19 protein-coding genes, 1 tRNA gene and 1 other RNA gene are annotated in these 23,413 nt (G+C 64.4%); 7 read left to right on the top strand and 14 right to left on the bottom strand.

What is annotated here, in order from left to right; translation table 11 throughout:
* Window positions 1-100: 100 nt before the first annotated feature.
* Window positions 101-1,465 (top strand): hypothetical protein, encoded by a 1,365-nt coding sequence (locus A4H34_RS03625; protein WP_064231116.1) that lies wholly within the window; start codon window positions 101-103, stop codon window positions 1,463-1,465.
* A 203-nt stretch (window positions 1,466-1,668) separates the two neighbouring features.
* Here A4H34_RS03625 and ffs read toward each other — a convergent pair.
* Window positions 1,669-1,765: signal recognition particle sRNA small type (ffs, locus tag A4H34_RS03620), an RNA gene on the bottom strand.
* A gap of 367 nt (window positions 1,766-2,132) precedes the next feature.
* Here ffs and A4H34_RS03615 point away from each other — a divergent pair.
* Window positions 2,133-2,217, top strand: a tRNA-Ser gene (locus tag A4H34_RS03615).
* 477 nt (window positions 2,218-2,694) lie between these two features.
* Here the strand turns inward: A4H34_RS03615 and A4H34_RS03610 are convergent.
* The 3 genes from A4H34_RS03610 to A4H34_RS03600 all read right to left on the bottom strand — a co-directional run bounded on the left by A4H34_RS03610 (window position 2,695) and on the right by A4H34_RS03600 (window position 6,031).
* On the bottom strand, window positions 2,695-3,576 hold the full coding sequence (locus tag A4H34_RS03610; protein ID WP_064231115.1) for a TIR domain-containing protein: 882 nt from the start codon (window positions 3,574-3,576) through the stop codon (window positions 2,695-2,697).
* A 606-nt stretch (window positions 3,577-4,182) separates the two neighbouring features.
* Window positions 4,183-5,073, bottom strand: a complete 891-nt coding sequence (locus A4H34_RS03605; RefSeq protein ID WP_064231114.1) for a LamG domain-containing protein — start codon at window positions 5,071-5,073, stop codon at window positions 4,183-4,185.
* Between the two features lie 484 nt (window positions 5,074-5,557).
* Window positions 5,558-6,031, bottom strand: a complete 474-nt coding sequence (locus A4H34_RS03600; protein WP_064231113.1) for a hypothetical protein — start codon at window positions 6,029-6,031, stop codon at window positions 5,558-5,560.
* A gap of 1,029 nt (window positions 6,032-7,060) precedes the next feature.
* Here A4H34_RS03600 and A4H34_RS03595 point away from each other — a divergent pair.
* A complete protein-coding gene (locus A4H34_RS03595; protein WP_064231112.1) occupies window positions 7,061-7,729 on the top strand; it encodes a nitroreductase family protein in 669 nt (222 codons plus the stop codon).
* A gap of 1,030 nt (window positions 7,730-8,759) precedes the next feature.
* Window positions 8,760-9,356, top strand: coding sequence for a LytR C-terminal domain-containing protein (locus A4H34_RS03590; RefSeq protein ID WP_040322379.1), 597 nt, complete (start codon window positions 8,760-8,762; stop codon window positions 9,354-9,356).
* Window positions 9,357-9,383: 27 nt separating this feature from the next.
* On the opposite strand, the gene A4H34_RS03585 is transcribed toward A4H34_RS03590, so the two are convergent.
* The gene (locus A4H34_RS03585) at window positions 9,384-10,745 is read right to left on the bottom strand and encodes a uracil-xanthine permease family protein (protein WP_064231111.1); all 1,362 of its coding nucleotides are present in this window, start codon (window positions 10,743-10,745) and stop codon (window positions 9,384-9,386) included.
* 217 nt (window positions 10,746-10,962) lie between these two features.
* Here A4H34_RS03585 and A4H34_RS03580 point away from each other — a divergent pair, with 217 nt between their 5' ends.
* Window positions 10,963-11,178: a helix-turn-helix domain-containing protein gene (locus A4H34_RS03580; protein ID WP_064231110.1), complete on the top strand. Its 216-nt coding sequence runs from the start codon at window positions 10,963-10,965 to the stop codon at window positions 11,176-11,178.
* On the opposite strand, the gene A4H34_RS03575 is transcribed toward A4H34_RS03580, so the two are convergent.
* The 4 genes from A4H34_RS03575 to cysS are packed head-to-tail and all read right to left on the bottom strand — an operon-like array spanning window position 11,157 to window position 15,699.
* Complete coding sequence (locus A4H34_RS03575) at window positions 11,157-11,828, bottom strand: ASCH domain-containing protein (RefSeq protein WP_082903034.1); 672 nt, start codon at window positions 11,826-11,828, stop codon at window positions 11,157-11,159. The two genes, A4H34_RS03580 and A4H34_RS03575, sit on opposite strands and share 22 nt — an antisense overlap.
* 60 nt (window positions 11,829-11,888) lie before the next feature.
* Entirely contained in the window at window positions 11,889-13,286 is a 1,398-nt protein-coding gene (locus A4H34_RS03570; RefSeq protein ID WP_064231109.1) for a hypothetical protein, read from the bottom strand.
* A gap of 8 nt (window positions 13,287-13,294) precedes the next feature.
* Window positions 13,295-14,275, bottom strand: a complete 981-nt coding sequence (rlmB, locus tag A4H34_RS03565) for a 23S rRNA (guanosine(2251)-2'-O)-methyltransferase RlmB (RefSeq protein ID WP_064231108.1) — start codon at window positions 14,273-14,275, stop codon at window positions 13,295-13,297.
* Window positions 14,275-15,699 carry a cysteine--tRNA ligase gene (gene cysS, locus A4H34_RS03560; RefSeq protein ID WP_064231107.1) on the bottom strand — a complete coding sequence of 475 codons (1,425 nt, stop codon included), beginning with the start codon at window positions 15,697-15,699 and terminating at the stop codon, window positions 14,275-14,277. The genes rlmB and cysS overlap by 1 nt, the downstream gene beginning before the upstream one ends.
* A gap of 122 nt (window positions 15,700-15,821) precedes the next feature.
* Here cysS and A4H34_RS03555 point away from each other — a divergent pair, with 122 nt between their 5' ends.
* Window positions 15,822-17,186, top strand: coding sequence for an MFS transporter (locus tag A4H34_RS03555; protein WP_064231106.1), 1,365 nt, complete (start codon window positions 15,822-15,824; stop codon window positions 17,184-17,186).
* A 39-nt stretch (window positions 17,187-17,225) separates the two neighbouring features.
* Here the strand turns inward: A4H34_RS03555 and A4H34_RS03550 are convergent, their stop codons facing one another.
* The 5 genes from A4H34_RS03550 to A4H34_RS03530 form a co-directional block, all read right to left on the bottom strand.
* On the bottom strand, window positions 17,226-17,897 hold the full coding sequence (locus A4H34_RS03550) for an NAD(P)H-dependent oxidoreductase (protein WP_009197714.1): 672 nt from the start codon (window positions 17,895-17,897) through the stop codon (window positions 17,226-17,228).
* 364 nt (window positions 17,898-18,261) lie between these two features.
* Window positions 18,262-18,738 (bottom strand): 2-C-methyl-D-erythritol 2,4-cyclodiphosphate synthase, encoded by a 477-nt coding sequence (gene ispF / locus A4H34_RS03545; RefSeq protein WP_064231105.1) that lies wholly within the window; start codon window positions 18,736-18,738, stop codon window positions 18,262-18,264.
* Between the two features lie 178 nt (window positions 18,739-18,916).
* Entirely contained in the window at window positions 18,917-19,870 is a 954-nt protein-coding gene (locus A4H34_RS03540; protein WP_082903033.1) for an IspD/TarI family cytidylyltransferase, read from the bottom strand.
* Window positions 19,870-20,361 (bottom strand): CarD family transcriptional regulator, encoded by a 492-nt coding sequence (locus A4H34_RS03535; protein WP_009197717.1) that lies wholly within the window; start codon window positions 20,359-20,361, stop codon window positions 19,870-19,872. Before A4H34_RS03535 ends, A4H34_RS03540 begins: the two co-directional genes overlap by 1 nt.
* A 540-nt stretch (window positions 20,362-20,901) precedes the next feature.
* Window positions 20,902-21,639 carry a phosphoglyceromutase gene (locus A4H34_RS03530; protein ID WP_064231103.1) on the bottom strand — a complete coding sequence of 246 codons (738 nt, stop codon included), beginning with the start codon at window positions 21,637-21,639 and terminating at the stop codon, window positions 20,902-20,904.
* A gap of 249 nt (window positions 21,640-21,888) precedes the next feature.
* Here A4H34_RS03530 and A4H34_RS03525 point away from each other — a divergent pair, with 249 nt between their 5' ends.
* Window positions 21,889-23,370, top strand: coding sequence for an amino acid permease (locus tag A4H34_RS03525; RefSeq protein ID WP_064231102.1), 1,482 nt, complete (start codon window positions 21,889-21,891; stop codon window positions 23,368-23,370).
* Window positions 23,371-23,413: the final 43 nt, after the last annotated feature.

The raw sequence follows: 23,413 nt of genomic DNA, 5'->3' as shown, positions 1-23,413 counted from the left end.
AAAGTGTGGCGCCCTGCGCATGCGTATGGTCGTCGACGCCCGCATGCGGCAAGATTGTAATCAGCCACAACACGGGTTCATCGACCATCGGAGGGACACAATGAGGATCCGCAGCATCATGGCCTTGGCCTTAGCTTCACTGTGCGCGGCGTCAGGCTGCGGTCTTCAGGCCACTTTGAACTCGGAGCCCGCCCCTTCGCCGTCGACCACGGACGACGGCCCGAAGATGAAAGTCGAGGACAGAGGCAACAGGAAGGCCAGGCAGAGGAGCTTCGACCTGCCGCAAGACGGCAAGCCCGTGAGGATCGACGGCGGCACGGACATTCCGCCGGGAAGGTACGGAATCTTCGTCAGCGGCAGCCCCCAGGAGCCGATCAACGTTTTGGACTCCCGCCCGGACGTCTCCGAGGCCCGGCCCTTCTACTCGCAGAACTTCGAAATACCTCAGACGGCGGTGTCCGCGCCGAACGTGGCGGCCTACACCTTGGACGTCTCCGAAGACGAACGCATCACCGTGAACGTCAAGGGCGGGGCCAAGCTGCTGTTCAGACCTCAGATGACCTCCAAGCGCGACGGCATCGCCTTCCCCGGCGAATGGGTGGCAGGCGTCGATTTTCCCGCGGGAAGCTACAAGATCAAGGCCTCCTCCCCCTCCATGACGAGGATCTACAAGGCCGACGGCTCGCGCACGTTCCGCGGGGTGCTGGGGCGCAAGGACGAAGCCCCCGTCAGGCAGAGATTCGACGACGGCGACGTCCTCGCCTACAACCCGATCGCGGGGGACCCGAGCTCCGCGCCGACGGCGAATATCACACTCGCCAAGGCCTCGGATGCGACGGCGTCGCCCTCCTCGCTCGGCTGGAAGGACACCGCGCCCAAGAGGGCGGGAGGCTCGGCGATCCCGCTCAACTCAAAGGACACCTACCAAGTGGGCAATCGGATCCCGCCCGGCTATTACAAGATCCAGGTGGTTGCGCCTGAGCAGCTGGCCAGCCTGACGTTCACGATGCACAAGGACAGAAGCCAGGCGCTGGGAAGGATCCTCGTGGAGAACTCGGACCGCTCGGCTATCCCCCGCGAGAACCTTGCGGACGTCCATCTGGTGAGCGGGCAGAGCGTGAACGTCGACGCGAAGGCTCTAAACGCCGGCGCCAGCTATCACCAGCAGGGCAGGGGCGAGCCGGTGCTTCAGCTCGTGCCCGCGGACAAGCCGAAGGCCGACGTCGCAAAGCTGACGCGCTCCTCGCTGCTGGTCGGCAGCGACGTGCCGGAGGGAACCTACGAGGTGACCGTGACGGAGCGGGGGTATTACGACGTCATGGTCTCCAACTCCGCTGAGATCACCTACTGGTTCACTAACATCGGCCGCACCCGCAACGAGAACACCGCGACGATCGAACTGCGCAAGGGCGAGTTCATCACGACCGACACCAACAGCTACGTCCAGCTCGTAAAGGTGAAGTGAGGCGAGGGCCCGAGGGACGCATCGGGTTTCGCTCCGCTTGAAGCGCCGCCAGACCTCCGAGTCTCAACGCCCTGCACGGCAGCGCGGTTCCCGTTCAGGTCAATCGCCTCTCCGCATTGGACGGCATCCTGCCCGGGTCTCTTCGCTTCTCCGGATTGCCTGTGCGCCCGCTCAAGACCCAGTCGCCCCCTGCATTGGGCGAAACAAAGGACTCCCCACGCACCCGCCAGAGCCCGCATACCCTTGCTGCCTTCCAGCCCTGGGGGAGTTTTGCGAGGTGACGCCGCATGAGGAGCCGCGCCCAAGTCTACGGCACAACCGACATCCGCGCCAACGGGAAAGACGCCGGTGCGGCGACGGGCCGCGCCGGGGCAACAAACCGCGCCTGGGCAACGGATCACCCCGGGGCGACGAACCGCGCCGACCTGGGCAATGCGCAGACGCGGCAGCCGACCGCACATCGACGCCGTTCCAGGCGTCAGAGCATCGACCGGCTTTCAGCGCAGCAGCCAGACACCAATGCGACAACCAGAAATCGACAACGAGCCCATTCCTCAATGCGGAACCCGTTATAACGCTAGGCGCTGCGGGGTGCGTTCGAGGTCACGTCGATGATTCGGCGCATGTCCAGAATTTCGGCTATGCTTGTGGGGCGTATTGCGCGCCAGGAGGATTCGCCTAGTGGCCTATGGCGCACGCTTGGAAAGCGTGTTGGGTGCAAGCCCTCGGGGGTTCGAATCCCCCATCCTCCGCCGTTTCTGTTTGACTCACGACGAGGTCACGAGCACCGCCCGAACGCATAAGCCACGGCGAATCACATCTATCGCCTATTCAATCCCCTCGATTTTTCGTCTCGTCGCCTTATTCGCAGTTCGACAGCTGAATTTCTCATCTTCACCGTTCAGAACGGCAGCGAGAGAATTGAGGTACGCCGCAAGGGTGAGACGATCTGGCTGACTCAACGGCTGATGGCCGAGCTGTTCAACGCTGACGTGCGTACCACCCAGTTTTGCCAATAGGCCACCAACACGCTTCGAGACTTCATGATCAGCTAGAAATAATGGTCGATCTCATACTAATCATAATTTCCAACGAACATTGAACTTCACAAACTCAAGATTGAATTTAAATCTTATATAAACGTACGTTAGATAGCGCAATACCATCCAAAGTCTGGTTGGTTTCAACTAAAGTATAAACAATCTTAACCAACCAAACGAGGCAGCGATTTATGCTTTATTCAAATCCACTTCGATTTTTGCCTCTTTCAGCTCTCTATATAAACCAAACTTCCAACCTTGGTCCAGCTGAATGTAAACAACACCACCGAAGTCACTAGGAATTTCAACGTTTGATTCGTAAAGAACCGCCACTTTTTCCCTCCCAAGCAAACCGATAAAATATCCAAGTTCGAAGATGACATTCTGCCGCGCTCGCGGCCGTGGTTCGCCTTCCGAGGCGCGTAAACGACCCTCGTCATCACCAGACATAATAACAACTGCAAAACAAGCAGTTTCCGCTTCTCGCTGAAATTTCCCTAATAGATCCAGGCCTTGATTTGGTTGGTCACTGAGGATGATTGGCTTACAGTTAGTACATCGCTCAATGAACTGCTGTACCTCCAATCGCAGTGCCTTGTCTCGCCCATGAACAACAAAAATCGCATTACTAGAAAGACAGTTAGATGAAGACCGACCGGGAGGAGTTTGCAGTTCATCCGGCTCGGTCAAGAACTCAACACGGTTGTTGTAGCTTTTCAGTTTCCGGAGCCGTTCCGACACCTCTTGATTAAGCGCTTCCCACAAAGCACTCTGTTTCTCAAAACTCAAATCATTGACTCCTTGCAACATTGCTGAAGTGATAGGCCCGGACAGCGTTGCCTTAAAATCCTGAGCGGGGGTCAGCTCAAGCCTCGACTTACCCTTAACGATAAATACTTGGTTAAGTACGAATTCCGTCTCATCGACCCATGTCCGCCATTCATTCCAGACATCGCTAAGAGACTGGACTTGGCTGGCAATTTGCTCCTGAAGCTGCGTGCCGACGTGAATTTGATGATCAAGTCGAGTCGAAGCTTCGGTTTTAGAGGTGAAAAGTTCCATCTTTGACATAGGCTGATTTTCCCACCATCGCGGTGAAAAGTCGATTTAGGGCGGTAGACTCGTTTGCCTTCCTAGACACCTTAGACAGACCCCTGGACTTCGGACCTTGCCCCTATAGTGGTGATATTAGGCTGTGAATTTAGCAGTGGTTGTGTTTCGAAGATTGTTGGAGTTGGCGGCCGTAAAACAAGCAATGTGTGCGGATAGTGTGGCAGGCGATCCAAGCAACGGACCTAAAGCATCAGCGCCGTGCCCACACACAACTTCGAAGACCGTCGCGTCTCAATCGCTTAGAAAAGGCGCAATCACAAACCAAGGCATGTCCCGAACCTTCAGGCATTCATGAGTACCTCAGTCGTCCAAGCAGACTAAGCCGCGTACCGCATCAACACACGCTTCGACAGCACGAGGCCGTGCACAGCCAGCAGCCCAGGTCCTCAGTCGGGTGGTCCGCATCTCATCAGCGACATGAGCCGTACGCAGCCATCCGTGCACGCCTCAGGAGCGCAAGCCGCGCATGCCCGCCAGGGCACCGTCAGCCAGACAAGTCGCACAGTCGCCCCGGGCGTCTCAGCCGCACAGCCGCACAAGCCGAGCCGCCCGGGGTCAGCTGCCTCAGCTGCTCAGGCGGTGCCAGCCGGAGCCCGAGTTCTCCCTCGGGTCAGCGGCCCTCTTCGGCGTGTAGTCGAAGCCGTGGACCTTGACCGTGATGGGCTTGGTCTCCCTGTGCAGGAGCCTCTCGTCGTCGTCCTTGTTCCCGGTCTGCGGCCACGAGCACCAGGCGTTCAGGTGCATGCGCGTGGTCGCCGTCGGCGCGGGGACGTTCTCGGTGCGGCTCCCCTCCCGCAGAAGGCGGGTGCGGTTGCCGTCCCACAGACGCCAGGTGACCTTCCCGGGCTCCCACTTGACGTCCATGTGATAGGTGCGCGTGGCCTCGGGCATCACGTAGGGGCCAATCTCAAACGCCTTGCTGTCGCTGTCCCTGTAATACGTGAACTTGGCCCGCATCTTATTGTCTTTCTCGTGCCACCGCGAAGTCTCGATGAGGTCGACTTCGCTATTGCCTTTCGTGGCATTCGAACCCCAGTCATATGTGAAAGCGCCGAATACTGAATGTTCATCGAATTCACGAACGTTTGACGTGAAAGAAAGACTGTAGTCTCCGTAGCCGACCGCGTCGGCGCTGACGATCTCCGAACCGGTCATCAAGCGCTTTCCGCGGTTGTAGTTGAGCTTCAAAACCAGATCATTGCCCGAAACGGACGCGTTGTCCTTGGACCATTCATCGGTCCGCATCGGACCGCCGTCGTTCCAAGCGCTGTCACGAACGTACCAGTCGCGCCCGGCCCACCTGAGCGTGGGCGCCTTCCCGTACGGGGGCTCGCCGTTTTCCGCGGGCCGCACCTGAGTTTGGGCGGAGTCGGCAGCGGCGCTCGCGGGGCCGCCCGGAAAGACCATGGATGCTGCGCAGACTGCGGCAGCCAGTGCGATATACCTTCTCTTCATATATTTCTCCTTTGCCGTGTGAGGATATGCAACGTCGGGGAGCTAGTCGAAATGCGCGTTCTTTCGCTTCTCATCTTCCATTCCCGCACCTCAATTATCCCTTTTCACAACCCTGCAAGAAAGGGGAGTTCATCCCGAATTTTAACGGTGGCCTTCGTTTAGAATTGTAAACTTATTAATAAGTCATTTTGATTTAAAACAACACTATCGAATGTAAATTTTGCCGAACAATGTGCGACGAAGTTTGGTAGTGAGACTCGGACCACCCGACGCCTTGCATGACCTGCCGCGAAAAACCCCGGGCCCGGCGCGACGCTTCGGCGCAACGCGCTTTCGGCGCAACGCGCTTTCGACGCAACGCTTCCGCGGGACCGTCTTTCGACGCCGCGCTTCGGCACGATCGGCTTTCGGCACAGCCTTCGGGCACGGATCTCGACACTTCGGGCACAGATCTCGACACGACGCCCTCAGAGGCTCACGGCTCTCAGAGTCCGGCGAGGCCCCTCTCGGCCATCGGCACGTTGGATTCCCCCAGCCGGATCCGCCAGGCGTCGAAGTCGGCGTCGTCGGCGACGACCCAGCGAGAACGGAGTCGCCCGCCGTCGTTGACGACGCCGACGAAGAGGGCCGTCCACCTCGGGTGCGACAAGCGCTCGAGCCCCGCACGCCACCGGGCGAGCACGCGATTGAGGTCCTCGACCGCCTCGGCGGGCATCCACCCTTCGAAGCCGCGTCCGTCCCAAATCAGGAGGGTGTAGGTCTGGATTCCGGGGAGAGCGCCGTCCGCGTTGGCCACGAGCGCGACCTTCGCCCAATCCCACACGACGCTCGCCGCTGCGGCCGCGAGGACATCCACGACCTGGGCGGCAAAGGGCTCGCCTGCCTTGCGCGCTTCGAGGCCGCGGCCACGCTCTCTGAGGCTGCCGCCGGGGATTTGGGGAGCGCGTTCCAAGGTCATTGGACCTCCTTTCGTCGGGGCCGCCCACTTGGGCGGCCTTTCCCAGTCGAGGCAGCAGGCGCGCGGAGGCGCAGCGACAAGCGCAGCCGCGAGTCGCCGCAGCACGCGGACGCCCGTACAAGACTCACAGGCGCCTTGAACAACGCCTCCGAAGGCAGACTGCGAGGCACGCCGATGCGCGGCGGCCAAATGAGTCGCAGGCACGAGCGGCGCAAATCGCAGGCGCCGGCGAAGCAGGTCCCGAACAGAAGCAGATCCCGAACACGAGCGCCCCGAATACTGAATATGAGCGAAGCAAGTCCCGGCAACGAGAGGAGCCGCAGGCGCAGGCCTCTAAAGTCGGCACTCCGTGCGTGAAGGCGTGCCAACTGCATAATACCCTGCCCCGCCCTCAATTCTTTCGATGCGCGCAACCGAGTCCAATACACCTATGACATACACCACTTTCTTGATTGCGGCCGCCGCCGACGTCGTTCACGCGGCCCCTGCGGACGTCGGCGCGTGAGGGAGCAAGGCTCCCGGGGCGCCGAACGACAACGGATGGCGACGTCGTCGTACCTCCCCCGCACGACGCGCCCACACGCCAAACGGTTGAGGCGCAACACTGGGAAACAAGCGCGCCGACATCGGAAGACCAGGCAGTCGGGAACCGAGGGGGTCTCATCTTACTCCCACAGGGGCGCGGCCTTTTCACGACGCCGTCCTCAAGTTCGCTGCACAATGCTATCGTATTTGCGGCTTGACCCATTGTGGTACTCAAGTCCGATTTCTTTCGGTTTCCAAGGCGGCCTCGGGCATGGCGCGCCTCTCAGAAATGAGCTTAGGTTCACCCACAATTTAAGGTAGGGTAGATGGCAAGAAAAGTAGTTGCGCTTACGCGCGCAGCCGGCATGCGACGGCGGTGTTTCACGCACCACACGCGACAGCTGCGTTTCAGGCGCACTGGCCTGCCGCTTGAGATCCGCGGGGGCGTTTAGCCAACTGAATCAGTCAACCGAATCCACACCAGCCAAGCGAAAGAACGATCCTATGACCACACCCGACATCCCTCGGAGCGAGATAGCGAACGCGCTTGAGTTTCGCCACGCTTGCAAGGCGTTCGACGCGAGCAGGAAGATACCCGACCCCGACGTCGAACTCATCGTGGACGCGATTCGCCTCGCCCCCAGCTCCTACGGCTTCGAACCGTGGAACGTCATTATCGCCCAGAGCGAGGACCTGAGGAACGCAGTCAAGGCATTCGCGGGGAACAACGCCGCACGCTTCGACGCCAGCCACTTCCTCATCTTCACCGCAAAGACGGGCTTGCAGATCACTCGCAAGGGCGGCCACATCGACCACATCCTGCGGGACGTCCGCGGCCTTGACGACGACGAAGCGGACGACTTCAAGGCATTCTGGACCAAGTGGGCCGAGCGGGACTTCAAGCTGATAACGGCCGACGTCGTGCATCAGTGGGCCGCGCGCCAGGCGTACATCGCGCTCGGCGGGGCGATGCTGGCAGCCGCGGAGCGGGGAATCGACTCCTGCCCGATCGAGGGGTTCTCGATCGACGGAGTGCGCGAGATCCTGACCGAGCGGGGCCTTATTGACCCCACGGACTCCTCGCCGGTGGTCATGCTCGCTCTGGGGTACCGAGCCGGCGGCCAGCCGGCGCATTCGAGGCGCGACCTCGAAGAGATCGTCCGCTGGGCCTGACGCGGCGGGACGCGCGCCGCCGCGGAACCGGGCCCGCACCCGGCCGGAGCCGTCGCGCACAAACCCAAACCGAGAGCCGTCCGCCGCAGGCGGATCGGGAACTCAAAGTCACGCAAACCGAAGGAGGCCAATCAGCCGATAAGCGGCCAGCACATAAAGGGGGCCCGGGAGAACCCCCACACGAATTCCCCCGGGCCCGGTTTCACGCCCTCGTAGACGTGGATGGCGGTCGTGGTGACTAATCAGCTTCGCGCAAAGCCGATGTACTTCCAGGACCAACCGAATGTGGCGGTGGTGGACTTCACCGCCACAGGTGACGACCTTCGACGCACCCCGAACGTCGCCACCAGTCTTTATAACGTTTCGATAACATGAGCGTAGGCGGAGAAGTTCAACTATGCACGCCGAAAGCATGGGTCTTCCAACCCATCTTGCCCAACTTGACATTCGCTTTCGTCACAGCTTTCACATCGTGCACTCCCCCGCACAACCTTCGCCCCTTTCGCGCCGTTGCGACCAATCGGTGCCGTGACGCCGTTTTCAAGGCGTTCCCATCGTGGCGGCGACCGTCGGCCGTCGAACCGCAAAGAAACGAAACCTGTTACCCACCCCACGACAATCAACTTAACGACTTCGTTAGTTGCATCCGTCACACCGCCTGCGTCGGGCGGTGTTCGCGTGAAGTGTCTCTTCAGGGCGCTCACACGAGACTCCCACGCAACCCCTCTTGCGGGGATCACGCAATGCCCCTTGTGGAGCTCTGGCACTGTCTCGCACCGCCCCCTTGCGAAGCTCTCACACTGACCTCACCCTGCCTCCCCCTTGCGAAGCTCTCACACTGACCTCACCCTGCCTCCCCCTTGCGGAGCTCTCACACTGCCGCCGGTCCCGTCTGACTCGGAGAGCCAGTCGCGCCTGAATCGGGGAGCCAGTCGCGCCTGATCGCGAAAACGCCGACGTGGCGAACCTCCAAGCCTCAATTCGGTTCCCGCATATGCATCCTCGGCGTCGCTGGACTACCGTATAACCTGTGAGTGAGGACAATTCGGCACGCGCCGCCTACCGGCGCAAGATGCAGCAGCGCCAAACGGTGCTCTTCAGCACGTTGACAGCCACTTTGGCCGTCATCATGGTCATAGCGATGCTCATCTGGACGAAAGTCATTCCATTGCCCTTCGAGCCTAGCTTCGCGAGAGACGAAGACCCCAACAAGGTGGTTACGCCGTGCATCGCCGACGGTTCGAAAGCCACCGAGGTTTCCTCGATCACAGTCAACGTCTACAACGCGACGAACCGCACGGGCATCGCGGACGAGGTTGCGAAATCTCTCAAAACGTCGGGCTTCAGCGTGGCGCAAACCGAGAATTGGGGCGGCGAGACGGCGATCAAAGAGTCCGCTCGGATCGTCACCGGCCCTCGCGGCATCAACGCCGCTTACACGACGGCCCAATACATCCCGGAGTCCGTAGTCCACTACGATCCCTCGATAAACGACGAGACGATCTCCGTTGTGCTCGGCGTCGGCTACGACAAGGTGCTCGAAGCAAAAGACGTCAAGAGCAAGAATCCGAAAGGAAAGCTGACGGCGGCCAAGGGCTGCGTGCAGGTAAGCAACCACGGCAAGTGACGGCGTCGGCCCGGAAAGGCTCTAGCGCTACGTTCGGGCCGATCGCAGCGCCCCTTTTTCCAGCTCGGCTCCGGCGGGCGCCGAGGCCGGCGTCGCCGGTTCCTGACGCGTTCCGCACACGGACGCGAGCAGGCGCATGCTGTGGAAGATCGCAATGGCGGCGAACGAGCCCAGGGCGATGCCCTCGAAGACCATGTCCCCAGCGACCCAGGTGTAGTTGGCGATGGCCACGACCATCGCTACGGCCGCGGTGTTGAGGTTGACAGGGTCGGAGAAATCGACCTTGTTCTGAACCCAGATTCGAACGCCGAGCATTCCGATCATTCCGTAGAGCACGGTTGCGGCGCCGCCGAGGACGCCGGCGGGAATCGTCGCGACCGCCACTCCGAACTTCGGGAGGAACGACAGGCCCAGGGCGAAAAGCGAGGCCACCACGTAGGCGGCCGTCGAATACACCTTGGTGGCGGCCATGACGCCAATGTTCTCGGCGTACGTCGTGGTTCCCGAGCCGCCTCCGCTGCCCGCGAGGACCGTTGAGACGCCGTCGGCGAAAAGGGCGCGCCCGGTGACGCCGTCGAGGTTCCTGCCCGTCATCGCGGAAACGGACTTGACGTGGCCGATGTTCTCGGCGACGAGGACGAGCACGACGGGAACGAAGAGGCCCAGCAGGGCGGCGTCGAAGGCGGGGGCGTGGAATTCGGGGAGCCCGAGCCATCCGGCGCCGGAGATCGAGCCGAAATCCACTTCGCCGCGCACGCACGCGACGACGTATCCGAAGAGGACGCCGAACAGGATCGACAGGCGGCCGACGATCCCCTTGAAGCAGACCGTAAACAGGAGGATCGCAACGATCGTGGAAATCGCCGTGACCGGGGCCTCCTTGACGTTGTTCCAGGCGCTGGGGGCCAGGTTGAAGCCGATGAGCGAGACGATCGCCCCGGTCACCACGGGCGGCATGAGCTTGTCGATCCAGCGGGTTCCGGCAAAGTGCACGACGAGGCCGATGACGGCGAGGGTCAGGCCCGTCGCTATCACGCCGCCCTGGGCGAGCGCCATCTTGTGAGAGTCGATCGCGATCCCCGATTTTGAGCTGTACCCCGTCACGGCGGCGATGGGCGCGATGAGCGCGAAGGAGGATCCGAGATAGCTCGGCAGCTTCCCGTTCGTGATGAGGAAAAAGAGGATCGTGCCGACGCCTGTGAAGAAGAGCGTGGTGGAAGGGTTGAAGCCCGTGAGAATGGGAACCAGGAAGGTCGCGCCGAACATCGCCACGACGTGCTGGGCGCCGATGCCGACGGTGCGGGGCCACGAGAGCCGCTCCTCAGGGGGAACCACCTCCCCCGGCTTGATCGTGCGGCCGTTTCCGTGCAGTTTCCAACCTAAAGCCATGGGGTCCTCTCCCGTCGCGTCGCGGGCACCCGATGGGGCGCCCGATCTAGCGTAGAACATGCCGGCGGCCGGAGGCGTTCGCCCCGCCGGCGGGCCTGTCGTCTCAGGCAGGCGTGGGGCCGGACGCGGGAGAGGAGCGGGAAAGCCCCGCCAGGCGGGATTCTATGGCCGCCCACACCTCGGCCGGGGCCTCTTCGGGGCGCTTCAAAAGCGAGGTTTGGTCGCCTCCCGGCCCGACCCCGAGGACGGGCGGGCCAAGATGCTCAAAATCTCGCAGCTCGGCTCACAGCTGTTGAACCGCTTGCACGCAAAGTTGGCGCCCGAACGCGAAGAGTTCTTCGCCGCGCTGTCCCCGAGCGAGTATTCGACCCTGTGCTCGCTTCTGGAGAGGGTCTATCGCGAACGGCAGGCTCAGACGCCGTCGCGGCGGTAGAGAACCTCGACGAACTCGACCACGACGTCGCCCTCGGGGTCGAACTCGATTCCCAGCGCGGCGCATTCTCGCGCGAAAAAGTCGCGGTGCTCGGCTTTCCATTCGTCGAGGGTGCCTTCGCCCTCGGCCCGCGCGATCTCGGGGCCGACGTCGGCGAAGGGAATCTTGCGCACGTCCGCGGTGCGCAGCAGGGCGAGCGGCCGGTCTGCGCCGTCGCACATGATGGAGAGGTCGCCGACCTCGGGGATGTCGATTCCCTCGGCCTCGTAGGAGGCGAGCCACGCGGAGGTCGCGCTTTTTTCGCCGTCGAGCACGAGCTTGGCGAGGCGGTCGGACATCTCCGGGCTGTCGCCGAAGGCGAAGGCGGGAGGCCGGAGGGACGCGGCGTCGTCCTGGCCGAGGACGGCCTCCAGCGGGGCAATCCCGGCAACGTTGCGTGCGCGCGTCCAAAAGGCCTCGAGCTCCGTCTGCGTTTCGGCTTCGGGGACGGCGCCGTTTGCGGAGCCTTCCGCCGGGAGGCTGCGGTCCGAAGGGGCTCCGCCGTCCGAGGATCTGCCGCGGTCCGAGGCGGCGTCGCTTGCGGAGCCTTCCGCCGGGAGGCCGGGGTCGACGTCGTCCCGCCCGGCAGCCTCGCTGTCATTCCTGCTCATAGGATCCCTTTCTGCGTTGGATCGTCTGACCTGGGGGCTTGCGCTCGCGGGGCTTTCTTCCTACGGGCATGCGTTTGTCGGGTTCCCGACCGCCAAGCCCTTGGCTTTCGCATCTTCGACTTCCGCTTCTTCGGCTGTCTCGTTTTCGGCTTCCGCTCTTTTGACCGTCAAGCCTTCGGTTTCCAGGGCGGTTTGAATCCACTGCATCGTGAGGATTCGAGCTGCGGCGTTGACCACGAGGGCGCCTCCGATCGCCGCGGCGACCTTCCCTCCTGTTCGCCGCCACGAGCGCAGGCCGCCGGCGAATAGGACCGAGCCGACTCCTGCCTGAATCGAGGAAACGATTTCCGTCACGCGCGGACGGTCGACGAAGAGTCTGCGATACGCCTGCCAGTACCCGGTCTTCGACTTCGATTCCCCGACCGATCCGTAGGCGACGCTCGTCTGAATCCTCTGAGGCAGGGGCTTCGGCTCGAATACGATTGCGCCCGGAATGGCGGTCGCACTGAGCAGGCCGGAGAGGAAGTCGGCGATCTCTGACGGAAGGCCGAGGGCGGCGACGAGCATCGCGGGGGCGGCGTGCGGGTCGGCGTGCAGTGCCTCCTCGATGCGCGCGGCGTCGACGGAGGCGACCGTCTGGGAGATCCGCTGGGAGATGGCCCCGGGCCCCAGCTCTCGGGCGACGAAATCGGAGGCGGCGGCGTCGGCCTTCGCCCACGGCACAGGCTCTAGCTCGTCGTCCCAGCGCCACACGAGGCGCGGCCCGCGGCAGCGCACGGACAGCACCGGGGCGTCCAGGCCCGACGGATCGGTGCTCAATGCGATCGCGAAGCCCGGCTTGCCGGCCCTCCGGGCGTCCTCCGTCCCGTCGAGCTCCATCGCCACGGCGCACGCGCCCTCCATGCGGAAGACGGCGAGGGAACGCCGATTGGCGGCGGCGAGGCCCGGCATCTCCGCCAAAGCGATGTCCGAAACGACGAGCATCGGGCCCTTAAACTCGGGAATGTCCTCGCCTGCCTCCTCGCCGGCATCCTCGCCTGACACTTCGCGTGCATCGTCGCCGGCGCCTTCGCCGGCTGCGGCTTCAGCCTGTCGTTCAAGCTCCTGGAGGGAGGCCACGTCCACGTCGTCGCCCTCGACGTCGACTTCGCCGAGGTCGATGTCCCCCCAGGCGATGATCCCGCCCATGTCGATCTGAAGCTTGCGGAGGGTCCCGTCCATCTCTTCGACGAACTCGGCCAGCGTCGGGCCGGGTGCGGGCACGCCGTCGTCGTCGAGGACGGCGATGCGCCTCCTTCGCCCGGTGACCGCGAGCTCGAGGCGGTAGCCGTCCTCCCCCGCCGCGGCGCCCCTTCCGGGGATCCGCCTCTCGGCGAGGAAGTTCTCGATGTCGTTCACCGACGCGAGCGCGGGATCGAGCCGCAGAATGTCGCCGCTGACTGGACGCCAAGTAACCATTGTTCCTCCTACTGCGAGCGCGCCCGAAGGCGGTCGATTTGGTAGAGCGCGATTCCGGTGGCAACCGCGGCATTGAGGGATTCGAGCTCGGCCGCGATGGGAACCGACGCTATCGCGTCGCACGTTTCGCGGGTGAGCCGGGCGAGTCCCTTGCCCTCTGAGCCGGTCACGAGCACGATGGGGGCGTCGGCGAAGGAAATGTCCTCAATCGCCGTGTCGCCGCGTCCGTCGAGCCCGACGGCGAAGTAGCCGCGGGCCTTCAGCTTGCCCAGGGCTGCGACGAGATTCGGCACGCGGGCCGCGGGCACGCGTGCCGCCGCCCCGGCCGAGACCTTCCACACCGTGGCGTTCACGCCGGCCGAGCGCCGTTCGGGCACGACGACGCCGTCCGCGCCGAAGGCGCTGGCCGAGCGCATGACCGCGCCGAGGTTGTGTGGATCCGTCACCGAGTCGAGCGCGACGACCAGCCCGGGCCTGCCGGCGCGCGCACCTTTGCCTGCCCGTTCGACGAGGTCCTCGACGTCCGCGTACTCGTAGGGCGGGACCTCAATGGCCACCCCCTGGTGGACCGCGCCGTCGGTCATACGGTCGAGCTCCGTGCGCGAGGCCTCGAAAAGCGGCGCGCCGAGGGCCGTGGCCGTGCGGACCACCTCGCCGAGGCGCTCGTCGCTCGCGACGCCTCCCGAGACGAAGACGCGAGAGAGGGGAATCCCGCTCCGCACCGCCTCGAGGACCGCGTTGCGCCCGGCGATGAGCTCGTGCCCGGGGGCAAGGCTCAGCTCCGGGCGCAGGCGATTGGCCTTCTCGAGCCTGGCCTGCTCCCGGCGCGCCGCTTCCGCCGCCAGCTTGCGCTTGTGCGCGGGATGGTAGACGCGGTCTTCGGCCTTCGGCGTCGGCCCCTTGCCTTGAAGGCGACGCCGATTGTTTCCGCCGGATCCGACGAGGGCGCCTTTCTTGCCCTTCGGGCGTTTCGTCCTGCCGTCGGCCATCAGCGTCCCTCCACGTGCCAGCGTGCGCCCTCGGGCGAGTCTTCGACGACGACGCCGGCCGCAGACAGCGAATCGCGCACTGCGTCGGCTGTCGCCCAGTCCTTGGCCGCCCGCGCCTGGGCGCGGCGCTCGAGCATGTCGGCCACGAGCGCGTCGAGCGCCTTGCCGACGGCGTCGGACCCCGCGCCGCTCCGCCACTGGGGGCTGAGCGGATCGAGCCCCAAAATGTCGAGCATCGAGCGGACCTCGAGCTGGGCGCGCCTGACGCCCGCCGGGTCGCGCTCGCTCAGCGCGGTGTTGCCCTTGGTGACGGCTTCGTGCACGGCCGCGAGCGCCCCGGAGACGTTGAGGTCGTCGTCCATCGCCGCCGTGAACTCGGCGGGAAGGCGGTCCGGGCCGAGGGACGCCACCTCGTCGAGGCCGATCTCCTCGGCTTCAGCGGCGCGCGCGACGAAGCCGGCCAGACGGTCCCAGACGGCCTGCGCCTCGGCGAGGGTCGCAGGCGAATAGGCGACCGTCGAACGGTAGTGCACGGTTCCCAAGGCGAACCGCAAGATGACAGGCGGGACCTCGCGCGCAACGGCCTCGACGGTCAGGGAGTTGCCGAGAGATTTGCTCATCTTCTCCCCCTCGATCGTCACCCACGCGTTGTGCATCCAGTAGCGGGCGAACCCGCGCCCCGCCGCGTGCGACTGGGCCTGTTCGTTCTCGTGGTGAGGAAAGCGCAGGTCGATCCCGCCGCCGTGGATGTCGAACGTCTTACCCAGGTAGCGGCCGGCCATGGCCGAGCATTCGATGTGCCAGCCGGGCCTGCCCCTTCCCCACGGCGCCGCCCACGCCGCGGTCGCGGGCTCGCCCGGCTTGGGGGCCTTCCACAGCGCGAAATCGTGCGGATTGCGCTTGTCAGGCTCGACCTCGGATTCGTCAACAGTCATGTTCGCCAGCGACTGCCGTGTGAGGGAGCCGTAGTCCGGGAGGCTGGCGACGTCGAAATATACGTTCCCGGGATCGCCGACGTAGGCGTGGCCGGCATCGAGGATGGCTTGGATGAGCTCAATCTGGTCGGCGATGTGTCCGGTGGCCCGCGGCTCGTACGTGGGCGGAAGAACCCCGAGCGTGCGGTATGCCTGCGAAAACTCCCGCTCGAAGCGGTAGGCCCATTCCCACCAGGGGCGGCCGGCCTCGGCGGACTTGCGCAGAATCTTGTCGTCGATGTCAGTCACGTTGCGGATCATCCGCACGTCGTACCCGCTGCGGCGCAGCCACCTTGCGAGCACGTCGAAGGCGAGCGCCGAACGCATATGGCCGATGTGCGGGGCGCCCTGCACGGTTGCGCCGCACAGGTAGATCCCTGCCCGGCCCGGTTCGAGCGGTTCGAAGTCTCGCAGCGAGTGCGCAGCGGAATCGTAGATCTTCAAGCTCACCCCACTAGGGTATCCAATGAGCGCCGCGAAGGGTTCGATTTGGCTCACCGCACGCCAGCGGCCGAGGGTTTGCGCCCGCATTCCGCGTGCGCCGCAAGTAAATGCACCGTAAAGTAAAAGGCATGAGTACTCACACAGACGACGGGGGCCAAAGTCGCACCGGCTTCCTTTCGCGCAAAGTCGTCATCTGGGCGTCCTGGGACGTCGGCTCTTCGGCATTCAATTCGGTGGTCACAACCTTTGTATTCTCCGTCTACCTCACCACTCCGAAACTCTTCGGGCCGTCCGCGAACGCGAACCTCGGTTGGACGACGGCGCTCGCGGGCATTCTCGTCGCGCTCGCGGCCCCGGCGCTCGGCCAGTGGGCGGACCGCACGGGAAAGACGCACACCGTCCTGACGGCGACGACCCTCGCGCTCGCAGCGCTCATCGGCGCCATGTTCTTCGTCAAACCCAGTGAACACTACGCGTGGCTCGGCCTTCTTCTGCTCGCCGCGAGCAACTTCGTGTTCGAAGTCGGGTCGGTGATCTACAACTCGATGGTCTCCGACATTTCGACTCCCGAAAACGTCGGCCGGGTTTCCGGCTTCGGCTGGGGCTTAGGCTATATCGGCTCGATTTTGCTTCTCTTCTTCCTGCTCGTCGGCTTCATCCAGCCCGAAGCGGGGCTTTTCGGCGTCACAGGCGAGGACGCGCTGAACATCCGCGTCTCGATGGCGGTGTGCGCGCTGTGGACCCTCGTCTTCTGCCTGCCCTTGCTCCTGACCTCGCGCAACCGCCCTCCCTCGGGCGAGCCCTCGCGCGGGCTCTTCGGTTCGTACGCCGACCTCGGCCGCTCGATCGCCCGCCTGTGGCGTGAGAGCCGCTCGGTTGTGTGGTTCCTCGTCTCCTCGGCGATCTACCGGGACGGGCTGGCCGGAGTCTTCACCTTCGGCGGGGTGCTCGCCGGCGTCGCGTTCGGCTTCAAGAGGGAAGAGGTGATCATGTTCGGCATCGCCGCGAATCTCGTGGCGGGCGTCGCGACGGTCGTCTTCGGCCAGTTGGACGACAGGATCGGCCCGCGCAAGGTGATCGTCGGCTCGTTGGCCTCCATGTGCGTGCTCGCGCTCATCGTCTTCTTCGGAAAGCCCGCCGGCCCGGTCGTCTTTTGGGTGTTCGGCCTGGCCCTGTGCGTTTTCGTCGGTCCGACGCAGGCGGCCTCCCGCTCCTACCTGGCGCGGGTCGCGCCGCCGGGCTCCGGAGCCGAGATGTTCGGGCTGTACGCCACGACGGGCCGGGCCGTCTCATTCCTCTCGTCGGTCATGTACTCGAGTTCCATCACTCTGGCGAGCAAGGTGAGCGGCCGGCCCAAAGACGACGTGGCGATCTATGGGATCCTCGGGATCATCGTCATTCTCCTCGTCGGCCTGGCGACGTTCGCCCCCGTCCGGCCCGAAACTGAGACGTCTGAACGACCCGAGCGCGCGGCGGCGCGCACGCCTGCCTGAGACCGCGGCCGCCTGCCGCACCGGCGTTTCGCGTGTGCCTCAGGCCCGCGGACGCTCGTCGATCGTCTCGAATTCGGATCGCACCGCTCCGAGCGCATTTTCACGCTGCCCGTCATCCAGATGCGCAGGGCCGTAGGTGACCACGGGCTTGAGCGGTTCGTACCCCACGAACCGGAAGATTCCCTCGTTGACGTGGAAGAGGAAGCTCTCGATGGGAGCGAAGGCCCCGTCCTCGGAGTACATGGCCTCGGGCCCACCGGTGGTCGTGAGTGCGACCGCGCGCTTGCCAGCGAGCGCGGCCTCGTCGAGAATCCCATAGTCCCCGCCGAAAACGGCGCCCATGACGAAAACCCGGTCGACCCAGCCTTTGAGAACGGCGGGAACCGAGAACCACCACAGAGGGAAGGAGAAGACGAGGAGGTCCGCGGCCAGCACTCGATCGATGTCCTCGCGAATTCGCGGGTCCAGGGTGCCTTCCTTGACAGCCTTCAGCTGTTCTTTCTGCGGCTTGAACGGTTCTTCGACATGCTCGAACTCGCCGCGGTCGAGCACCGGGTCCAGCTTGTTTTCGTACAGGTCGATGACATCGACTTCGTAGCCCTGCCGCACCAGCTCGTCGCGGGCCGCCCGCATCTGGGAGGCGCAGAACGACGCCGATTCGGGATGCGCGTGAACGATCAAGGCTTTCTTGGCATCAAACGTAGAACTCATGCAGCGAGAGTACGTACGGACCCACGGCGCGAGCAATCACGGCGGCAGCTTTTATCCCGACAGCGGATAGCGGAATATACGGCGTCTTTCCCCATGGTCGGCGCCTTCTCCCCCATAAGCGGCGCTGTCCCATAGGCCGCGCCATCCCTGCCCATGACCGATGCCGTCCCCATGGGCTGCGCCGTCTCTTGCGGTCGAGCGCCACTTGTAGTCAGGCGCCACTCGCGGACGAGCGCCACTCCCCGCAAACCAATACCGCTCCATGAGAGCCAGCGCGCTCGCAAGCCGACGTCGCCCACTATGAACCAGCGCGGTCGCAAGCCGACGTCGCCCACGAACCGAGGTCAGACCCTGCGGGTCAGCGTCAAATCCTATGAACCAGCGCGGTCGCTATAGCGGCCAGACCTTCGCCCCGTCCGGTGAAACCGAGCCGGTCCGTGGTGGTGGCCGAGACGCCGACGGGCGCACCGACGACGTCGCCCATGGCCTTCTCCGCCTCGGCCTTGCGCGGCAGAAACCTGGGACGTTGGCCGACGATTTGGATCGAAACGTTGGCTGTCGCCCAACCGTCGGCGCGGGCCAGACGCACGGCTTCAGCCAGGAGCGCGCTGCCCGAAGCGCCGGCCCATTCGGGCCGTTCCGTGCCGAAGACCGTGCCGAGGTCTCCGACGCCCGAGGCGATGAGGATGGCGTCGCACGCGGCGTGGGCGGCGACGTCGGCGTCGGAATGCCCTTCGAGCCCGCGCTCGCCGGGCCACCGAAGGCACGCGAGAAAGAGCGGACGGGACGGGTCCTCGCTGAAGGCGTGCACGTCGATTCCTGTTCCCACGCGAATGTCCATGCAGAAATTATCTACTCGTGGCGCATATGCGACAAGGCGTTAGATCGTGCCGGCGGCAACGCGAAAAGAGGCCCGCGCCCGGAGGGAACTGGCACAGACCCGTGAAAGGCCGAGCCGAATCGGCGGATTCAGGCACCGAGGCCCGGCGGGCTCAACAGGCTCAACAGACCCGGCAGGCTCAAGCGCCGAGCGAGGGGTCGTCGGCCAGCAGTTGCGCGATCGCGAGGTCGATCGGCCGCGTGATCTTCATCGACCGCTCGCTCCCGCGAACGAGCACAACGGGCAGCCCGGCCGCCTCGACGAGGGCGGCGTCGTCGGGTGCGGCGCTCGCCTCTTCTTCTCCTTTTTCCGCGAAATCCCGGTGCGCACGGAGGATGGCGTCGAGGTGAAAGCCCTGCGGCGTCTGCATGGCGCGCAGCAAGGTGCGATCGTGGGTCTCGACGACGCGCTCCAAACCGGCGTCCGCCTCGCCGCCGGATGCAGCGCCTCCGCTTCCGGCCTTTTCAGACTCGTTTTCAGCCGCTCCGGCGCCACTTCCGCCCAGCGAAGCGCCGAGTCGGGCCCGCCCGCCGTCGGCGATGCGCTCGACTCGTTTGATCGTGTCCGCCACCGGCAGCGCGGGGACGACGGCCGGATGCCCGGCGGCCAACGCATCGACGACGCGCCTGATCACCGCGCCGGGCACGAGTGGGCGCGCCGCGTCGTGAATGAGAACGCAATCCGAGCTCGCGTCAGGGCCGTACGCCTCAAACACGCGATCCAACCCGCGCGCGACCGATTCTTGACGCGTCCGCCCGCCGCCGACAACGTCGATCTCAATCGGCCCCGCATCGCCCCCGATCGTCTCCGCCGCCCGCCCAGGGCCGTCCGCAACGCCCTTAGTCGGCTCCGCAGTTTTCTCGGGGGAATCCGACGCTCTCCCGAGCGGAACGGCTCGAAGAATCCCTTCAAATTCCTCGATTCGATCGGCGGGGGCGACGATTGCGATTCGATCGACGACGCCGGATTCGGCCATCGCGCGGGCCGAATGCACGAGCAAAGGCTCGCCGGAAAGCCGCTCGAGGGCTTTTGCGTCGCGTGAACCGAACCTCGTTCCCTTTCCGGCGGCTACGACGACGGCGGCGACTCGCACTAGAGCGCCGATTCGCCGAGAATCTCGTCAAGAAGTTCGAGCGCCTCGCCCTCGGAGACCTGCCGCGCGAGCGCGACCTCGGACCCCAATATCTGCCGGGCCTGCGACAGCATCCTCTTCTCCCCCGCCGAGAGGTGCCTGTCGGCGTCGCGACGCGTGAGGTCGCGGACCACTTCGGCCACCTTGATGACGTCACCCGACGTCAGTTTCTCCGAATTCGCCTTGTAACGACGCGACCAGTTCGAAGGTTCCTCGATCTGCTCCGCCCGCAAGACGGTGAAAACCTGCTTCAACTGCTCGTCGTCGGAGACGTCGCGCACGCCGACGTCCTCGAGCATGTCCGCGGGGACTTGGATCTCCAGGTCCCCTTGCACGACGCGAAGCTTGAGATACGTCTTCTCCTCGCCGCGGATCTTGCGCGTGAAGACGTCTTCGATGCGAGCCGCGCCGTGATGCGGGTAAACGACCGTCTCGCCGATTGTGTAGGACATGCGGTCCCATTCCCTTCGCTTCAGACTGGTTCCAAGTAGACATTCTATCATTAAGGCGGTAACGTCGGCTCTTTTACTCAGGTTTTAGTACCCCATTGCGAAACTGATCGAAAGGCGTTAAGCGACACGGTCCCCCACGTCGATGATCCGGAGTTTTCCGCCGTCCTCCGCCGATTGTCGTCGGCAACCAACGCGCCGACGACGCGCGCCGCAGCCCACTTCGCGCCGCGATTTGAACCAATGGCCTTCCACACCCCGCCCCACAAACCTTGAACAGACGAAAACCTCCCATCGAGGACTTTCCAGCTCTCGAATAGAACGAGAACCAATTCTCGAAGCCTTCCAGTTCTCGAATAAGCGAGATCACATGCCCCTTCGCAAGGCGCAGGCGCCGGTCGGGGCGACACAACGCCTTCGAGCGGCGGTCCCCCGCACGCGAAGCGAGCGCCGCACCCGCCCGAAGGCCCCGACCAGAGGCAGACGGAAACGCTTCCTTCCGACCTGTGACGGGGCCTTCGGGCCGCGTGGCAGCGACCAGACTCACTTGCCCTGGTTGGCCACCGCCGCGATCTTCGCCTCGGCCTCGGGGTCGAGGTACGTGCCGCCTTTCTTCACCGGCTTGAGCGTCTTTTCGTCGAGCTCGTAGACCAGCGGAATGCCCGTTGGAATGTTGACTCCGGCGATGTCGTCGTCGGAAATGTCGTCAAGATGCTTGACGATGGCTCGCAACGAGTTGCCGTGAGCCGCGATCATGACCGTCTTGCCGGTCTTGATTTCCGGGACGATCCTCGACTCCCAGTAGGGAAGGAGGCGCTCAAGAACGTCCTTGAGGCACTCCGTGGCGGGAATCGGCTCGCCGGCGTAGCGCGGATCGGCGTCCTGGGAGAACTCGGAACCGGCCTCGATCGGCGGCGGCGGAACGTCGTAGGAGCGGCGCCACTGCATGAACTGCTCCTCGCCGTACTCGTCGCGGATCTCCTTCTTGTTCTTGCCCTGAAGGGCACCGTAATGGCGCTCGTTGAGACGCCAATGGCGCTCCACGGGAATCCAGTGGCGATCGGCTGCATCAAGGGCAAGGTTCGCCGTCATGATGGCGCGGCGAAGCATCGATGTGAACAGCTTCTCGGGAAGCACTCCGGCTTCTTTGAGGAACTCGCCCCCGCGGACGGCCTCGGCGCGCCCCTTCTCCGACAGAGGCACATCGACCCAGCCGGTGAAGAGGTTCTTTGCATTCCATTCGCTCTCGCCGTGGCGGAGCAGCACCAGGGTGTATGTCATGTGCCAATTTTCCCACGCCGAGCCGCAAGCCGCCAGACCGTTCGTCCCACGGGCCCCAGCGCGCAGTCAACGCATTTCCGTGCGGGCATGTCCGCGCCGGCTCGTCCCACGGGCGCCCGGCGCGCCGCCGACGACGTTCGGGCCGCCGGCGCAACCGCCTCCGACGGATCGAATCGCAAACCGCCGCGGACGTAGAATTGCCGCAATCGCGCACTCGCGACCGCTCGTTTGCCAATGACAGGAGGAACGATGAAAGACGCGCACTTCCCGACATCGACCGCCGCGAAACACGACAGGGGCGACGCCGGATACAGCAAAGAGCTCAAGCCTCGGCACATCCAGATGATCGCCATCGGCGGGTCCATCGGAACGGGTCTGTTCCTCGGGGCCAGCGGCCGCCTCGCCCAGGGCGGCCCCGGGCTGGTCGTCGCTTATGGAATCTGTGGGATTTTCGCGTTTCTCATGGTGCGGGCGCTCGGCGAATTGGCAATCCGCCGCCCTTCCTCGGGCGCGTTCGTCTCCTACGCGCGCGAGTTCACGGGCGAGAAGGGCGCCTACGTCGCGGGCTGGATGTTTTTCCTCGACTGGGCGGTCACCGTCATGGCGGACATCACGGCCGTCGCCCTGTACATGCATTATTGGACGGCATTCCGAGGAATTCCGCAGTGGTTCATCGCCCTCGTCGCCCTCGCCTTGGTCTTCGCCCTCAACTTGCTGAGCGTCAAGATGTTCGGCGAGGCGGAATTCTGGCTCGCGGCGATCAAGGTGGCGACGGTCGTCGGCTTCATGGCGGTTGCCGTCTGGGCGATCGTCGTCGGGCACGACGTCGGCGGCCACACCGCGGGCTTCCACAACATCGCCGAGTCGGGAGGCTTCTTCCCCAAGGGACTCGCCCCGGTCTTCGCGCTGACCCTCGGCGTCGTCTTCGCCTTCGGCGGCACGGAGATGGTGGGCGTTGCCGCAGGCGAGACGAAAGAGGCCGAACGCGTTCTTCCGAAGGCCATCAACTCGATGATCGTCCGCATCTTCGTCTTCTACGTGGGCGCCGTGGCGCTCATGGCCGTCGTCCTGCCGTACACCGCGTATTCGAAGGACGAATCCCCCTTCGTCACTTTCTTCAAGGGAATCGGCGTGCCGCACGCCGGGAGCGTGATCCAAGTGGTCGTCCTCACCGCCGCGCTCTCCTCGCTCAACGCCGGCCTGTATGCGACGGGCCGCACGCTTCGCTCCTTGGCGGTGGCAGGCTCGGGCCCGCGCTTCGCCACCCGCATGAACGCGAACCACGTGCCCTACGGCGCCATCGTCATCACCTCGGCCCTCGGCCTCGTCGGGGTGTTTCTCAACGTCGTCCTCGAAAAGGACGCCTTCGACGTCGTCATGAACCTCGCGGCCATCGGCATCGCCGGCACGTGGGCCTCGATCCTCGTCACCCACCTCGCCTTCCTCAGGCGCGTGAAGGCGGGCAAGGAGACCCGCCCCTCCTACAGGATGCCCGGCGCCCCGGTCACGAACTACATCGCCCTGGCGTTCTTCGCCGTCGTCGTCGGCTCCAATCTCACGAGCTCCGAAGGCCGGTGGACGCTCGCGCTCTTCGTGCCGGTGGTCGCGATGATGGCAGGCGGCTGGCGCCTCGTTCGCGGGCGGGTGGACGGCGCCCTTCTCGACCGCGTTCTCGACGAGGAGGCCGCCGACGACGGCGACCAGGCGCTTTCGGCCGGCGGCGAGCGCTAAGCAGCCTGCAGGACGTGAGCCGGCCGCGGCTAGGATTGTTCGA

Source organism: Peptidiphaga gingivicola (genome assembly GCF_001652275.1).
Classification (GTDB): domain Bacteria; phylum Actinomycetota; class Actinomycetes; order Actinomycetales; family Actinomycetaceae; genus Peptidiphaga; species Peptidiphaga gingivicola.
Note: the sequence above shows the minus strand (reverse complement) of the source record. Positions and strands in the feature narration are given on the sequence as shown.